The sequence below is a fragment of the Leifsonia sp. CL147 genome (genome assembly GCF_900114565.1).
Taxonomy (GTDB): Bacteria; Actinomycetota; Actinomycetes; order Actinomycetales; family Microbacteriaceae; genus Leifsonia.
Map to the genome: position 1 here is coordinate 1 of NZ_FOTM01000012.1, position 15423 is coordinate 15423.

General features: G+C 67.8%; 14 protein-coding genes. 8 read left to right on the forward strand and 6 right to left on the reverse strand.

Going from position 1 to position 15423, the window contains the following annotated elements:
- The 3 genes from BM287_RS11170 to BM287_RS11180 all read left to right on the forward strand — a co-directional run.
- Positions 1-267, forward strand: a 267-nt coding sequence (locus tag BM287_RS11170) for a transposase (RefSeq protein ID WP_170857524.1), incomplete at its 5' end; no start/stop codon positions are given.
- 1920 nt (positions 268-2187) lie between these two features.
- Entirely contained in the window at positions 2188-3084 is an 897-nt protein-coding gene (locus BM287_RS11175) for a ParA family protein (protein ID WP_090039510.1), read from the forward strand.
- Complete coding sequence (locus BM287_RS11180) at positions 3084-4049, forward strand: ParB/RepB/Spo0J family partition protein (protein ID WP_090039513.1); 966 nt, start codon at positions 3084-3086, stop codon at positions 4047-4049. The genes BM287_RS11175 and BM287_RS11180 overlap by 1 nt, the downstream gene beginning before the upstream one ends.
- A 49-nt stretch (positions 4050-4098) precedes the next feature.
- Here the strand turns inward: BM287_RS11180 and BM287_RS11185 are convergent, their stop codons facing one another.
- The 6 genes from BM287_RS11185 to BM287_RS11210 all read right to left on the reverse strand — a co-directional run bounded on the left by BM287_RS11185 (position 4099) and on the right by BM287_RS11210 (position 11859).
- The gene (locus BM287_RS11185; RefSeq protein ID WP_090039516.1) at positions 4099-5055 is read right to left on the reverse strand and encodes a D-alanine--D-alanine ligase family protein; all 957 of its coding nucleotides are present in this window, start codon (positions 5053-5055) and stop codon (positions 4099-4101) included.
- 18 nt (positions 5056-5073) lie between these two features.
- On the reverse strand, positions 5074-6399 hold the full coding sequence (locus BM287_RS11190; RefSeq protein WP_090039518.1) for an aminotransferase-like domain-containing protein: 1326 nt from the start codon (positions 6397-6399) through the stop codon (positions 5074-5076).
- Positions 6400-6536: 137 nt separating this feature from the next.
- On the reverse strand, positions 6537-6863 hold the full coding sequence (trxA, locus tag BM287_RS11195) for a thioredoxin (protein WP_090039520.1): 327 nt from the start codon (positions 6861-6863) through the stop codon (positions 6537-6539).
- Positions 6864-6876: 13 nt separating this feature from the next.
- Entirely contained in the window at positions 6877-7863 is a 987-nt protein-coding gene (trxB, locus tag BM287_RS11200) for a thioredoxin-disulfide reductase (protein ID WP_090039523.1), read from the reverse strand.
- A gap of 83 nt (positions 7864-7946) precedes the next feature.
- Positions 7947-9554: a murein biosynthesis integral membrane protein MurJ gene (gene murJ, locus BM287_RS11205; RefSeq protein WP_090039526.1), complete on the reverse strand. Its 1608-nt coding sequence runs from the start codon at positions 9552-9554 to the stop codon at positions 7947-7949.
- A complete protein-coding gene (locus BM287_RS11210; protein ID WP_244528167.1) occupies positions 9547-11859 on the reverse strand; it encodes a DUF6049 family protein in 2313 nt (770 codons plus the stop codon). The genes murJ and BM287_RS11210 overlap by 8 nt, the downstream gene beginning before the upstream one ends.
- 95 nt (positions 11860-11954) lie before the next feature.
- Here BM287_RS11210 and BM287_RS11215 point away from each other — a divergent pair, with 95 nt between their 5' ends.
- From BM287_RS11215 to rplI, 5 genes are all read left to right on the forward strand, one after another.
- A complete protein-coding gene (locus tag BM287_RS11215) occupies positions 11955-13379 on the forward strand; it encodes a CCA tRNA nucleotidyltransferase (RefSeq protein ID WP_090039528.1) in 1425 nt (474 codons plus the stop codon).
- Between the two features lie 269 nt (positions 13380-13648).
- Entirely contained in the window at positions 13649-14023 is a 375-nt protein-coding gene (gene rpsF, locus BM287_RS11220; RefSeq protein ID WP_090039531.1) for a 30S ribosomal protein S6, read from the forward strand.
- A 4-nt stretch (positions 14024-14027) separates the two neighbouring features.
- Positions 14028-14534 carry a single-stranded DNA-binding protein gene (locus BM287_RS11225; protein ID WP_090039533.1) on the forward strand — a complete coding sequence of 169 codons (507 nt, stop codon included), beginning with the start codon at positions 14028-14030 and terminating at the stop codon, positions 14532-14534.
- A gap of 62 nt (positions 14535-14596) precedes the next feature.
- A complete protein-coding gene (gene rpsR, locus BM287_RS11230) occupies positions 14597-14860 on the forward strand; it encodes a 30S ribosomal protein S18 (protein ID WP_055897232.1) in 264 nt (87 codons plus the stop codon).
- Positions 14861-14871: 11 nt separating this feature from the next.
- Positions 14872-15324: a 50S ribosomal protein L9 gene (gene rplI, locus BM287_RS11235; RefSeq protein ID WP_090039536.1), complete on the forward strand. Its 453-nt coding sequence runs from the start codon at positions 14872-14874 to the stop codon at positions 15322-15324.
- The last annotated feature ends 99 nt before the right edge of the window (positions 15325-15423 follow it).

Sequence of the window (15423 nt, forward strand, 5' to 3'; positions counted from 1 at the left end):
GACGGGCTCTGGCAACAGATCTGGTCCAACAACCCCAACGAACGTCTCAACCGGGAGATCCGCCGCCGCACCGACTCCGTCGGCATCTTCCCCAACCGCGACGCGATCATCCGCCTCGTCGGCGCCGTCCTCGCCGAACAGACCGACGAATGGGCCGAAGGACGCCGCTACCTCGGCCTCGACATCCTCACCAAGTCACGCCTCACCCTCGTCACCGGCACAGGAACCGAGGTGAACACCGACACGATCCTCGAACTCAGCGCCTAACAACACCCAGAAGGATCAACAACGACTACACCACGTCCCGGGACTTGACCCGCCGCGGCTGGTCGCTGCAGCCGTTGGTCGCCGCTGCCGCTGGCCGTCGACAGCGTTGGTCGCCGCTGCCGCTGGCCGTCGACAGCGTTGGTCGCCGCCGCTGCTGGCCGTCGCTGCCGCTGGCCGCCGCCAGCGCTGGCCGTGCCGTGTCCGGCAACGAGGTGGTGAGTCGACCCTGATCCCCGGTTCTCCCCATCAAGCAGGTCGGTCCGCTCGAAGAAGACCGTCGTTTCACGTGAAACGCGTCCATCTCGAATGTCGCCACGTGCAGGCTCGCAATCGCTGGGTGGCCGCGATGAGGTTGCCCACGACGTGCTGGAGCTAGGGCAACTTCGACGCCGGGCTGTCTCGGCGCTCGGCGTCGAGGACTGCTCCCGGCCACCTAAGCGGGGACTGAAGCCGTCGGCAGACCCACACCAGCGTAGGTTTCACGTGAAACCACGCCCCCGGCACTGGATTCTGGACAATCCGTCCGCGGACAAGGGCGGCTCTAGGACTCCTTCCACTGGGCTGACTGCGTGGAAGAATCCCACTCGGACGGGGTGCAGGCGAGCGGATAGCGCCGGACGCACTATGAGCGGGTAATTCGCCTAGCCCAGCTCCGGCTGGCCCTGACGCATCAACCCCTACGCGGCAAGCACACGTGCACCCGGCCAAGCCGTCGTCGCATAGCCGTGGGGTGTCTCTGATCTCGAGCGCAGATCAGGGACGAGCTAGTCGGCCGGTTGGAATGCGGGAGGTGTTTCACGTGAAACCCCGGCGAGGGCGGGAGGGGTCTCTTCGCGCGAAACGCACCGAGGCACTTCCCGAGCCACGATGCCCGCTGGGCACGAAAGGCGGAGCATCATCGGCTCATTCGATGAATGTGTCCGCGATCGCAGTCCCGTCCGGCGTGAGCTATCGACCTTGAACGTGAAGGTCGATGATGTCCACCCGCTCCCAGACCTGAATGACGTCGGTTCGCGACAGCGACCTCCTAGGATCTACTGACGGCACCGCGAGTGTGGCTTGCAGGCGCGGTGCTCTCCCCAAGACGTCGAGAAGCACTCGCGTCAACGGATGACTTTGCATGATGGGCTTTCGCACTTCCCGTTGGAAGCGCCGGCGCCAGCGGTCACAGAAATCACCTGAATGTTCGAATGGGTCAGCTTCGAAACGCACCTGCGTCCACGGCGGTCGACGTATGCAACGCAGTCCCCCGAACCCGCCCGTGCCGGGACCTTCGCTCCGGTGGTCCAGCTCGCAGCTGCAGGCCACCCGAGTGCTTCCAGGCGTCGGTCGAGTCACGAGGTCGTGCGAGTCCAGCGCCGGCAGGTCACCGGACACCTCCAGGTGCTCTCGTCTCACGAAATCCCCGTTGCGGACGAACCCCGCCTGATCCCGTCACGCCACCAGGCGCTCGCAGCCCGCCGCAATACACGCGGGAACTCCCCCAGCCGACTGTTCGCGATCCGACCTCGACCACCCGCCCGGCGAGTACTGTCTGAACTCTCGTCGGCCCGAACGGACAACGAGGTTTCACGTGAAACCCTCGAGACATGGCCTCCCTGAAATCAATTGCGGTCCCGCCCAAACAGACCAACGCCTCCGACCAGAAACGCACCACGCGTAGAGGTATCTCACCACGACGTCGAGTTCGGCTCGTCCGCAAGACCCGCCATCCGTAGGTGTGAGCGAAGCGGGCTATCCACAGAGACGCGTGCCGCGCGGGAAGCGTCGGATATCCGAGTTAGAGTTGGTGAACGGGTGCGCTGAGGGTGTGCCAACGACCGACGGAAAGCCGGTGCGACGCACCATCGAGCGACGAGGTTTCACGTGAAACAACCCCACCAGGACGAGCACGGCGGAGTAGGTGAGATCGACACGGTGATGGAGTCCGAGACGTCGGAGGCGGCATTCGATGGGGGGACTCCCCTCGCTGAAGAGATCCAAGAACTCGCGCGTCGACGTCAGGTGATCGCCGCGACGACGCTGCCGCTCCCCTCCCGGACGCGCATCTTCACGATCTCCAACCAGAAGGGCGGGGTCGGCAAGACCACGACGGTCGTCAACCTCAGCGCTGCGCTGGCGAAGTCGGGCGCTCGAGTACTCGTGATCGACCTCGACCCTCAGGGCAACGCGTCCACGGCATTGAGTGTGGAGCACCGCGAAGGAACCCCGAGCGTCTACGACGTCATCGTGAACGACCGCGAACTCGACGAGGTGATCCAGAAGAGCCCGGAATTCGAGGGACTCTTCGTTATCCCGGCGACGATCGACCTCGCCGGAGCAGAGATCGAACTCGTATCCATGGTGGCGCGCGAACAGCGGCTGTCCCGCGCGCTCAATCGCTTCCTCGACGAGTACGACATGGACTATGTGCTCATCGACTGCCCGCCCTCCCTGGGTCTACTGACGATCAACGCCTTCGTCGCAGCGAGTGAGGTGCTCATCCCCATCCAGTGCGAGTACTACGCGCTCGAAGGTCTGAGCCAGCTGCTCAAGAACATCCAGCTCATCGAGCGGCACCTCAACCCCAAGCTGCGGGTGTCGACCATCCTTCTGACGATGTACGACTCCCGCACCAACCTGGCGCACCAGGTGGCCGCCGATGTGCGCGAGCACTTCCCGGCCGAGGTGCTGGAGACGATCATCCCCCGCTCGGTCCGCATCTCAGAAGCGCCGAGTTACGGGCAGAGCGTCATCAGCTACGACACCAACTCCAGCGGCTCCCTCTCGTACATGGAGGCGGCCGCAGAGATCGCACGAAGAGGAGCACCCCGCTAATGGCAGCGAAGCGCACTGGACTGGGCCGAGGCATCGGCGCCCTCATCCCCACGAGCGACCAGGCGACACGACCGGTCGACGTGTTCTTCCCGGACAACAGTGCCAGCGCCCTCGGCGGCGCTCTCGCTCTCGCCGAGCGTGAGCCGGACCTCATCGCCGTTCCGGGCGCGCGCCTGGCGAACCTCTCCCCTGCGGACATCGTTCCCAACCGCGTGCAGCCGCGCGTCGAGTTCGACCGTGACGCCCTCGACGAGCTGATCGCCAGCATCCGTGAGGTCGGTGTCCTGCAGCCGGTCGTGGTCCGTCCGCTTCCCGACGAGCCGGGTCAGTACGAGCTCATCATGGGCGAGCGGCGTCTCCGTGCCACCAAGGAGCTCGGTCTCGACAGCATCCCAGCGGTCATCAAAGACACCGCAGACGAGGACATGCTGCGGGATGCCCTGCTCGAGAACCTGCATCGCAGTCAGCTGAACCCGCTGGAGGAGGCGTCCGCGTACCAGCAGCTGCTGGCGGACTTCGGGATCACGCAGGAGGAGCTGGCGGGCCGGATCGGGCGGTCCCGTCCCCAGATCACCAACACCATCCGCCTGCTCAAGCTGCCCGCCGCGGTTCAGTCGCGCGTTGCGGCCGGCGTCCTGAGCGCCGGCCACGCTCGGGCGATCCTCTCCCTGGGCGACGATCAGGAGGCGATGATCCGCCTGGCCGACAAGATCGTCAACGAGGACCTCTCGGTTCGCGCCGCCGAGGCGGCGGCGAGCAAGACGCCGAAGCCGGCACGCACGAAGGCGACAGCCGGACGCCATCGCGGTCATCTCGACGAGATCGCCGGACAGCTCGGAGACCGCCTCAACACGCGGGTCAAGATCTCGCTCGGAGCGAGAAAAGGCCAGATCGTGGTGGATTTCGCCACCATCCAGGACCTCAACCGCATCCTCGACGAAATCGGGCAGCCCAGCTACTCCTGACCGCGTGATCGGCGCGATGGAGGGCTCGCGCCGTGGACGAGACGACCGGTCAGGCGTCAGCCATCGCGGCGATCGCCAAAGCCGCATACACCTCGCCGTGCTCCCGGCCGGATGCGGTGATCGCCTGCGGCATGATCGACGTCTCGGTGAGGCCGGGGAGTACGTTCGCCTCCAGGAACCAGGGCTGTCCGCCCGCGTCGACGATGAGGTCGATCCGCGAGAGATGCCGCAGGCCCAGCGCGATATGGGCCGACCTGGCCGCCTCGGCGACGGCCGCCATCACGTGTTCGTCCAGTCGGGCGGGCACGTAGAACCGTGTCTCCCCCGCGTTGTAGCGCGCGTCGAACGTGTAGGCGCCGTCGACCGGCTCGATCTCCACGGCCGGAAGGGCCTCCGGGCCGTCGCCGGTGTCGATGACGGCCACGGACACCTCCACCCCGTCCACCTTGCGCTCGATCAGGGCCACATCCGAGTAGGTGTACGCATCGACCATGGCGCGCGGCAGCTCCTCGGCGGTCGTCACGATGGTGACCCCCTGGGCCGATCCGCCGTGAGCGGGCTTGACCACCACGGGCAGCTCGAGACCGCTGAGCACCGTCGCCAGCACGCTCCCCGCACCGAGCTCACGGAACGTCTCCTGCGGCAGGGTCATGGACTGCGGAGTGGAGACGCAGGCGCGCTCCACGATCGTCTTGGCGGTGGGCTTCGACCAGGCGAGCCGCGATGCGTCGGCGCGGGAGCCGACGAAGGGCACGCCGGTGATCTCCAGCAGGCCGCGCAGCGCGCCGTCCTCGCCGCTCGCACCATGGAGTGCGGGCCAGACCACGTCCGGACGCGTCTCCTCGAGGAACGCGAGCAGGGACGCGTCCGGGTCGCGGAACACGACCCGATGGCCGAGACCGTTCAGACCGTCGGCGACCCTGCGGCCCGTGCGCAGCGACACATCCCTCTCGTGTGAGATGCCCCCGGCGAGAACGACGATGTCGAGTGCCTTGTTTTCAACCATGATCAGGTCTTTCTCGTTCTAGCGGAGGTCGGTGGGCGGGTTGGCGCTGGTCCGGTTCCGTACTCCCGACGCCGAGAGCGGTCCCGTGCCGGCGAACGTGTCGAGCAGGTCCTGTTCTCCGCCGATGACGGTGGCGAGCCGGCGGATGCCGACCTTGATGTCCTCCGGCGTCGGGTAGCAGAACGACAGACGGATGTTCTGCGCGCCCGAACCGTCCGCGTAGAAGGCCGTTCCCGGTGTGTAGGCGACCAACTCGGTGACGGCGCGTGGCAGCATCGCCTTCGAGTCGAGGTGCGGCGGAAGGGTGAGCCACACGTAGAACCCGCCGTTCGGGTCGGTCCAGCTCAGCTCGGGCAGGTGCTCGTTCAGAGCGGAGATCATCGCCTCCTTGCGCTCCCGATAGACCCCGCGGAACGTATCGATCTGCGCTCGCCAGTCGGCATCCTGCAAGTACTCGGAGATCACCAGCTGGCTGAAGGAGCTCGGGCTCAGGACGGCCGCCTCGTTGGCGAGGATGAGCTTCTCGCGGATGGCATGCGGCGCCAGCGCCCAGCCGGCGCGGAAGCCGGGCGCCAGCGTCTTGGAGAAGGTGCCGAGGTACACGACGCCGTCCTTCTCCACCGAGCGCATCGCTGCCGGCGGCTTCTCCTGGAAGTACAGGAGTCCGTAGGGGTTGTCCTCGAGCACGAGGATGTCGTTCTGCCGCGCGATCTCGAGGATCTCGAGCCGCCGCTCCCAGGTGAGGGTGACGCCCGCCGGGTTGTGGAACGTGGGGACGGTGTAGAGGAACTTCACCCGTCGCCCGGCTGCCTTGAGCCGGGCGATGTGCTCGCGCAGTGCCTCGGGGATGAGACCGTGCGCATCCATCGGGACGTGGTCGACCTCGGCCTGGTACGACTTGAAGATGACCATCGCCGTGACGTAGCTCGGCCCTTCGGCGAGCACGACATCCCCCGGGTCGATGAACAGCTTGCTGAACAGTTCGAGCGCGTGCTGCGAACCCGTCGTGACGACGACGTCGTCGGCGCTCCCGCTGATGCCCTCGAGCGCCATCACCTCGAGGATCTGCTCACGGAGCACCGGCACGCCCTGGCCGGACCCGTACTGGAGCGCGACGGCACCGCGTTCGCGCATGACCCGATCCATCGCGCCGACGACGAGATCTTGCGGGAGGGCGGAGACGAACGGCATCCCGCCGGCCAGCGAGACCACCTCGGGGCGGCTGGCCACGGCGAACAGAGCTCGGACCTCACTGGCGGCCAGGCCGCTGGTGCGCTGTGCGTAGTGGTGATACCACGGGTCCAGATTGTTGCCCCGCTGCTGCGGAGTGCCCTGTTCGATCACGTGTGAGTTCCGTTTCTCTGCCGTTCAGCCATGCTATGCGGGTGGAGCGCCGCGGCGAAAATCGCTGCGGCGTCCGGGGTACGAAAAGACCCGCCCGGCGGGTGAGCGCCGGACGGGTCTGAAGAGGACGGGTCGCGCTACGCCAGGTAGGCGGCCAGGTCGGCTTCGAGGGCAGGCTTCGGCTTCGCGCCGATGACGGTCTTGACGACCTCGCCGCCCTGGTACACCTTCATCGCGGGGATGGAGGTGATCTGGTACTTCGCAGCGGTCTGCGGGTTCTCGTCCACGTTGAGCTTGACGATCTCGATCTTCTCCGAGTGCTCTGCGGCGATCTGGTCGAGGATCGGTCCGACGGCGCGACACGGACCGCACCACTCGGCCCAGAAGTCCACCAGAATGGTCTTCTCGCTGTTGAGGACGTCCTGCTCGAAGCTGGCGTCCGTGACCGAACGTGCTGCTGACATTATCTGTATCTCCTTATGCGGTGGTCGTGAGTTCGAGATCACCCGACGCGCCATCCGCTGCAGCGTCGAGTAGGTTCTGGGGAAGCGATGCCAGGTAGTGCTCCGCGTCGAGCGCGGCGACCGTTCCGGACGCCGCGGCGGTGACCGCCTGGCGGTAGGTGGGGTCGACGACGTCGCCGGCGGCGAAGACACCGGGCAGGTTGGTCTTCGAGCTACGTCCCTCGACGGCGATGGTCCCCTCCGCCGTGAGGTCGAGCTGACCGTGCACCAGGTGGACGCGCGGGTCGTTGCCGATCGCGATGAACAGGCCCTGCAGCTGCAGCTCGCTCTCCTCGCCGGTGACGAGGTTGCGGAGCGTGACGTTCTGCACCTGCTCGTCGCCGCCGATTCCGACGACCTCCGAGTTCCAGATGAACTCGATCTTGTCGTTGGCGAACGCGCGGTCCTGCATGATCTTGGATGCCCGGAGCGAGTCGCGACGGTGGATGACGTACACCTTGTCCGCGAAGCGGGTGAGGAAGTTCGCCTCCTCCATCGCCGAGTCGCCGCCGCCGATGACCGCGATCGTGCGCTGACGGAAGAAGAACCCGTCGCAGGTGGCGCACCAGGAGACACCGTGACCGGACAGGCGCTCCTCGTCCTCCAGGCCGAGCTTGCGGTAGGCGGAACCGGTCGCGAAGATCACGGCGAGCGCCTCGTGGGTGGCACCCGAGCCGAGCGTGACCTTCTTGATCTCGCCGGTCAGGTCGATCGAGACGACGTCGTCGAGCACGATCTCGGTTCCGAACCGCTCGGCCTGCGCCTGCATCTTGAACATCAGGTCCGGTCCCATGACGGCCTCGGGGAAGCCCGGGAAGTTCTCGACCTCTGTGGTGTTCATGAGCTCGCCGCCGGCCTCGACGGACGAGGCGATCAGGAGCGGCTTCAGGTTGGCACGGGCCGCGTAGATGGCCGCGGTGTAACCGGCTGGGCCGGAACCGATGATGATGATCTGCCGCACGGAGGAACTCCTTGACCTGTTCTGACACCCCTGACCGGAGGCATCGACCTGTAGAACACATCCTAAGCGGATGCTATTCCGTGTCACCTGGGCGCGCGCGAGCGGCCTTCCAGACGGTTCAGGACGGGCGCGAGACCGCTCTCGAGGTCGGGCGAGCGCAGGATGGCGAGGAACCCGACGTACACGACGAGCATGACCACGCCGATCACCGCGGTCGCAGCGATCGCGGCGAGAGGACCGCTCACCGGGAACGCACCGGCCTCGACGCCGCCCAGGATGACCAGGAAGCCCGCGCCGGCTGCCATGGCGGCCAGCCCGGCCAGGACGAAACGCCACAGCGAACCGAGGATGCGGCCTCCATCCACTCCCCCGGTGCGGCGGCGCAAGAGGGCGAACGCGAGGACCGCCTGCACCACGCTCGCGAGCGAGACGACGAGGGCGACCGCTGCCGCACGAGTGGCCGGAGGGACGGCGAAGCAGACCAGTACGCCGACCACGATGACGGCGACCTGCGCGAGCGTGAAGAGGAAGGGCGTGCGGGTGTCGCCGAGGGAGTAGAACGCGCGCTGCGCCATGAAGACCAGCGAGAAGGGAACCAGGCCCACCAGGTACGCGACCAGGACCAGGCCCATGGCCTGGTAGTCGGAGGTGAAGACGCGCGCCACCGGATAGGCAACGACGATCAGGGCGGCCGACGAGAACACGATGAAGAACATGATGGAGCGCGCGGCCGACGAGAAGTCCTGCCGGAACTCGGTCACCGATCCCCGGTGCGCGTGTTCCGCCATGCGCGTGTAGAACGCCGTCACGATGGAGACCGCGATGATGCCGTGCGGAAGCATGAAGATCAGCCAGGCGTTCGCCATGACGAACGGACCCGCGAAATCCTGGCCGGCGGAGTTGGCGACGTTGGTCTCGATGAGTCCGGCGAGCTGGGTCGCGATGAGCATCCCGAAGGTCCATCCGGCCGCCTTGCCCGCCGTCCCCAGGTCGACCCCGCGCCAGCCGAAGTCGAAGCGGAACCGCAGCCCCACTCGCCGCCAGAAGACGAAAAGGATGAGCGCCTGCACCGCGATGCCGAGGGTCGCTCCCCCGGCGAGCAGTGCGATCATCCCGAACGACCACTGGCTGTGGTGGTTACTCGACGAGTACGCGCCGAAGGCCAGGATGAAGGCGCCGAGCAGCACGATGGCGACGATGTTGTTGACGACGGGCGCCCAGGTGAACGGCCCGAACGACTTGCGGGCGTTGAGGACCTCGCCGAGCAGTGTGTAGAGGCCGAGGAAGAAGATCTGCGGAAGCGACCAGTAGGCGAACGCCGTCGCCAGCTGAGCCTGCTCGCGGCGCAGACCGTAGAGCGCCACGAGCAGCGGGGAGAGGAAGGTCGCCACAAGGGCGACAGCAGCGAAGACCACGATGCCGAGCGTGACCAGCTTGTTGATGTAGGCCCGGCCGCCATCGGCGTTGACCGAAGCCCGCACGATCTGAGGCACCAGGATGGCATTCAGGATGCCCTGCGCGATGATCGCGTAGATGCTGTTGGGCACGAGCGTCGCCGTGCCGTACGCGTTGGCCGCGAAGCTGATCGCGCCGATGGCCTGGACCAGCAGCCACGCCTTGGCGAAGCCGAGGAGCCGCGACACCAGCGTGCCGGAGGCGAGCATCGCGCTCGCGCGGCCGACGCTAGCCACCCGGACGCTCCGATGGCTCGCCCGACCCGACCGGGCCGGTCCGGTCCTCCTCGGTCCGGTCCTCCTCGGGCCCGCCCTCCTCGGTCCCGCCCTCCTCGGTCCCGTCGCCGAACGCGTCGTCGTCGTCCTCTGCCGCCTTCGACCTGCGCCGCAGGATGTTGCGCACGATCCCGAACCCGAACAGCAGCACCAGGAGGATGCCGAACACCAGCGCGCCGATGCCCTCCCAGTCGGCGTGCACATCCACGGTCACCGATGTCGGGTCCCCGATCGGGACGCCGGTCGGGCTGTAGAGGTGGAGCGACAGGACGACCTGACCGTTGCCGACCTTGGCCTTGACCGGGATCAGCACGGCCGACCGGGAGTCCTGCAGGATGCGCTTGGTGGTCGACTGGTCGACCTCGAGACGGCTGTTGGAGGGCGCGGCGGACAGCACGACGGTCGCCGCGTCGTCGGGCAGCTCGTTGCTCACGGTGAACGGGATGGAGCCTTGCGCGCTGACGAGGTTCACGTTCTCGGTGGGCAGGATGTGGATGGAGTGGAGGGTGGCATCCGTCGCACGCCGCTCCTTCACGACGGCGGCGTTCCAGTCCGCCCGCGGGTTCAGCCACGAGACGGCGAGCAGTGACAGGAGGCTCGCCCGCGTCCGTCCCGTGAGCCGGGTCGGGTCGTCGAGGACAGTGGCGAACTGCCCGATCGACCCCTCGTCCTGGACGAGAGCGCGGATGTTCGCGACGCGGTCGCTCGTCTCCGGTGCGTCGACGAGGTCGAAGCCCGACGTGGGAGTCCCACCGCGGACCGTCGCGAAGGTCGCGGGCGATGCCCACGGCGAGGAGAGCAGGGTGTTGAGCGTTCGCTCCAGCTGCGTCCCACTGGACGGCCAGGACCGATCCAGCGCCACGAGCAGCCGCCGGCTCTCGCCCGGCTCCTGGGCGATGAGTTCCAGCTGAGCGTTCACCTTCGACATGGCGGCGTTCCAGGCCGTGTCGCTCGGGGCCGACACCGCCTGCCGCAGGGCTTCGCTGATCGCCTGGTCGGAGGCGAGGAGGTGGTCCTGGCCGGAGACGATCGCCGCGTTCGGCGTCGTCTCGAGCGTGGCAGCGTTGGTGTTGCTTCCGGAGACGATGGTGGTGGTGAGGCCGGCGGTGGCGAGCGGTGCGAGATCCGCGTGGCGCAGCGTCTTGTCGCCCGCCCAGCCGATCCCGCTGAGCGTGTAATTCCAGGCGAGCAGGCTCTGGATCGTCGGCAGCACCGGTCCGGCGGTCGGGGTCGGGGAGGGCGTCGAGGTCACCGCTCCGGGGGTGGGAGCGGGAGTGCCGGTCGGCGGCTCGCCCACGGGTGTCGGCGCCGGGGTGAAGTTCTTGGGGTCGATCGCGTAGCCGAGGGAGGTCGGTGCGAGCGGCGCGGGAAGCCCTGCCTGGATCTGCCCGGCGACATCCGCGTCCGCGTAGCCGAGGGGGAAGCTCGGGTTGGGGAGGTCGGCGAGGCGGTTCAGCCACTCCACCGCCGTGGCGGGTGCTGCGTTGCCGAGGATGCGGATGGACGCGATGATCATCGGGTCGATCCCCAGCGTCACGGTAGTGTGGCCGGCCAGACCATCCAGTTCCCGGGTCAGGATGCCGTTCGGCGCCGTGTAGGTGGCCAGATCGTTGGCGGCGATCAGTCCGTCCGAGCCGGACGGGGTGACGATCGGGAGCACGACGCCGACGCCTGCCTGCTTCGGTGCGCCGCCGGGGTACCAGACGACCGATCCCCTGGCCTCCGCGTCGGCCGCACCGGCATGGACCGACGCGCCGATGCCGAACACCCCGGAGTCCGCGCGGGCTGCGAACGGGATCGAGGCTGCGGGAACGGCGACCCGCACGATCGTGCTGGACCCCGGCTCGAGCCTGTTGAGCTGCGCCTGGCCGAGGGTGATGGCATCGGAGACCTTGTCCGTGGAGGTCAACCAGCCGGCGAGGGCCTTCCGATCACTGCGCGGGGAGGGATCCAGCCAGAGGGTCACCGTCCCGGATGCATAGGCCGTCGCGGTCGGATTGGATACGGTGATCGAGACGCCCAGATCCTTCCCGGGCTCGAGGACTCCTCCCGCGTCCGCCGTGATGGCCGCCGTGGGATGGGATCCGTGCGGAGCCGGGGCGGAAGCAGTCGGCGTCGGGGTGGGCGTCGCAGCGGCGGCGGGCGCGACCGCGCCTGCGATCGCCAGACCGGCGGTGACGGCCGCCACGACGGCGGAGGCCGCTGCGCGCCGCAGGCGGGCGTGGAGCCGCGCACCCCTGCCGAGGGTGGGGGAGGCTGCGCTCATGCGTCGACGCGCGATCCCTGCTCGGCCTCCATGACCTCGATTGTAGAGGCCACCCCCTGAGAGGCCGGCGAGCGGTGCCGTTAAACTGGGGCACCATGCAGAGCGTCGCCGAATCCCTCGAACGCCTCGGCGACCTCGCACGCACGCCTTCGGTCGCCCGGCTCGCCGACGCGTTCCAGACCGCCGGCTTCGAGCTCGCGCTCGTCGGCGGCCCGGTCCGGGATGCGCTGCTCGGCCGGGTCGTCCACGATCTCGACCTGACGACGGACGCCCGGCCGGACGACATCCTCCGCATCGTCGCGCCCGTCGCCGACGCGGTCTGGGACGTTGGCCGGCAGTACGGCACCATCGGCGCGCGCTTCGGCGACGACACCGTCGAGATCACGACGTATCGTAGCGACAGCTACGACGGCACCACGCGCAAGCCGGAGGTGGAGTTCGGGAACAGCCTCGAGGGCGACCTGCTGCGCCGCGACTTCACCGTCAACGCGCTCGCTCTCCGCCTTCCGGAGGTCCGCCTCGTCGATCCGTCCGGCGGCGTCGAGGATCTGATCGCCGGTACCATCACCACGCCGAGCACTCCGCAGATCTCGTTCGGCGACGATCCCCTCCGCATGATGCGGGCAGCACGTTTCACCGCGCAGCTGGGGTTCACGGTCGACGCCGAGACACGCGACGCGATGACCGCGATGGCCGACCGGATCGAGATCGTCAGCGCGGAGCGGGTCCGGGATGAGCTGAGCAAGCTCCTTCTCGCCGACGAACCGCGAGCGGGACTCGAGCTCCTGGTCGAGACCGGCCTGGCCGACCACGTACTCCCCGAGATCCCGGCCCTGCGGCTGGAGGCGGACGAGCATCACCACCACAAGGACGTGTACCAGCACAGTCTCACGGTGCTGGAGCAGGCGATCGGCTACGAGAAGGAGCGCCACCCCGGCGAAGCGCCCGACCTCACCCTGCGGCTGGCGGCCCTCCTGCACGACATCGGCAAGCCGGCGACCCGCCGCTTCGAGCCCGGTGGCGCGGTCAGCTTCCACCACCACGACATCGTCGGCGCGAAGCTCGCGAAGAAACGGCTGACCGCCCTGCGGTTCGACAAGGCGACGATCGATGCCGTTGCCCGCTTGATCGAGCTCCACCTGCGGTTCTTCGGCTACACCGATGGACACTGGACCGACTCCGCCGTCCGCCGGTACGTCCGCGACGCCGGGCCCGAGCTCGACCGGCTGCACATCCTCACCCGCGCCGATGTGACGACCCGGAACCGCCGCAAGGCCGACCGTCTCAGTTTCGCGTACGACGACCTCGAGGCGCGCATCCGCGAACTGCAGGAGCAGGAAGAGCTGGATGCCGTGCGGCCGGACCTGAACGGAGAGCAGGTCATGGGCATCCTGGGCCTCCGCCCGGGGCGCGAGGTCGGTCAGGCGATGCGGTTCCTGCTGGAGCTGCGTCTCGATGAGGGTCCGCTCGGCGAGGAGGAGGCCGCGCGGCGGCTGCTCGCCTGGTGGGCGGATCGCTGACCGTCGTCGTCTCGCTTATTCGCGTGATTCCGTCCACAGGGGCGGATGGGCCGGGGTTCTCCACGGATTCGTCGTCCGGCGGCTGACGGACGCGTGCGCTCGGCGACAGTGGGTTCATGACCGAGATCACCGCCGGCTGGCGCCCCGCATCCACATCCGTTACCCTAGGTAAGTTGCCCGGGCGGAGCCCTGCCCATGCAACCGATGTGAAACAACCCTCCTGCTGCAGAACGTCTGCAGCCGCTGAGACCAGAGGAGGTGGGTTAGTCATGCATCAGTACGAGTTGATGGTCATCCTCGATCCAGAGATCGATGAGCGCACCGTGGCTCCGAGCCTTGACAAGTTCCTCAATGTCGTCCGGAACGACGGCGGAACGATCGACAACGTCGACATCTGGGGACGTCGTCGCTTGGCTTACGAGATCAACAAGAAGACCGAAGGCATCTACGCCGTCGTGCAGCTCACCGCGACTGGTGACACCACGAAGGAGCTCGACCGCCAGCTGAAGCTCAGCGAGGCTGTCATGCGCACCAAGGTGCTCCGCGCCGAGGAGGCGATCGCTCAGGTCGCCGCCGCTCAGCAGCGCGCTGACGAGAAGGCTGCCCGCAAGGCCGCCACCGCCGCCGAGAAGGTCGGCGCCTAGTCCGATGGCCGGCGAGACCATCATCACCGTGGTGGGCAACCTCACGGCTGACCCCGAGCTGCGCTACACGCAGAACGGGCTCGCGGTTGCCAACTTCACGATCGCGTCCACTCCCCGCACGTTCGACCGTCAGGCGAACGAGTGGAAGGACGGCGAGGCTCTGTTCCTCCGCGCCAGTGTCTGGCGCGAGTTCGCGGAGCACGTCGCCGGATCGCTGACCAAGGGCTCGCGCGTCATCGCGCAGGGTCGCCTGAAGCAGCGCTCCTACGAGACGAAGGAAGGCGAGAAGCGCACCAGCATCGAGCTCGAGATCGACGAGATCGGGCCCTCGCTGCGCTACGCCACCGCACAGGTCACGCGTGCCCAGTCCTCGGGACGTGGTCCCGGCGGCTTCGGCGGCGGCGCACCCGCCGTCGACGAGCCGTGGGCGGCCTCCGCACCGGCAGACCCGTCCGCGGGCGCCGACGTGTGGAACACCCCCGGCTCCTACAACGACGAGACCCCCTTCTAAAGGGCCCCTCACACTCATCAGCCCGCCGGGCAGCACCGGACGGGCGGAAAGCAAAGGAAATCATGGCTGGAAAGTCGAGCGGCGACCGCCGCAAGCCGATCCGCAAGGGCAAGGACGGCAAGAACGCCGCCCCGGCGAAGTCCATTCGCGTCGGCGTCATCGATTACAAGGATGTCGCCACCCTGCGCAAGTTCATCTCGGAGCGTGGAAAGATCCGCGCCCGCCGGATCACCGGTGTCTCCGTCCAGGAGCAGCGCCTCATCGCCCGCGCGGTCAAGAACGCGCGCGAGATGGCACTGCTCCCCTACGCCGGCTCCGGCCGCTAAGGAGAAGCGACATGTCGAAGGTTATTCTCACGCACGAGGTCACCGGCCTCGGCTCGGCCGGTGACGTCGTCGACGTCAAGAACGGCTACGCCCGCAACTTCCTCGTCCCGAAGGGCTTCGCGATCGCGTGGACCCGCGGTGGCGAGAAGCAGGTCGAGCAGATCAAGGCGGCCCGCGTCGCCCGCGAGCTGCACACCGTCGAGCAGGCTCAGGACCTCAAGGCGAAGCTCGAGGCGACCAAGGTCAAGCTGACCGTCAAGGCGGGCCGCGAGGGCCGTCTGTTCGGTTCGGTCAAGACCGGTGATGTCGCGGACGCCGTCAAGGCGGCCGGCATCGGCGAGCTGGACAAGCGGAAGATCGAGCTTCCCAACCCGATCAAGGTCGTCGGCGACCACGAGGCGACCGTGCGTCTGCACGACGACCTCTCGGCCGTCATCAGCCTCCAGGTGGTCGCCGCCAAGTAGGCGCACGCACAACGGAGTGTAGCGGTGGGCGAAGGCCCGCCGCTACACCTCGTTAAGCGACTTTTCCCCCGTTCTGTACACAGGTCCGCGACGCCGCGA

Excerpts from the sequence above, each read along its gene's own strand:
- trxA (WP_090039520.1), bottom strand. The coding sequence starts at position 6,863 with ATGTCAGCAGCACGTTCGGTCACGGACGCCAGCTTCGAGCAGGACGTC.
- BM287_RS11180 (WP_090039513.1), top strand. The coding sequence starts at position 3,084 with ATGGCAGCGAAGCGCACTGGACTGGGCCGAGGCATCGGCGCCCTCATC.
- BM287_RS11215 (WP_090039528.1), top strand. The coding sequence starts at position 11,955 with ATGCAGAGCGTCGCCGAATCCCTCGAACGCCTCGGCGACCTCGCACGC.
- BM287_RS11210 (WP_244528167.1), bottom strand. The coding sequence starts at position 11,859 with ATGAGCGCAGCCTCCCCCACCCTCGGCAGGGGTGCGCGGCTCCACGCC.
- rpsR (WP_055897232.1), top strand. The coding sequence starts at position 14,597 with ATGGCTGGAAAGTCGAGCGGCGACCGCCGCAAGCCGATCCGCAAGGGC.
- BM287_RS11185 (WP_090039516.1), bottom strand. The coding sequence starts at position 5,055 with ATGGTTGAAAACAAGGCACTCGACATCGTCGTTCTCGCCGGGGGCATC.
- rpsF (WP_090039531.1), top strand. The coding sequence starts at position 13,649 with ATGCATCAGTACGAGTTGATGGTCATCCTCGATCCAGAGATCGATGAG.
- BM287_RS11175 (WP_090039510.1), top strand. The coding sequence starts at position 2,188 with ATGGAGTCCGAGACGTCGGAGGCGGCATTCGATGGGGGGACTCCCCTC.
- rplI (WP_090039536.1), top strand. The coding sequence starts at position 14,872 with ATGTCGAAGGTTATTCTCACGCACGAGGTCACCGGCCTCGGCTCGGCC.
- BM287_RS11225 (WP_090039533.1), top strand. The coding sequence starts at position 14,028 with ATGGCCGGCGAGACCATCATCACCGTGGTGGGCAACCTCACGGCTGAC.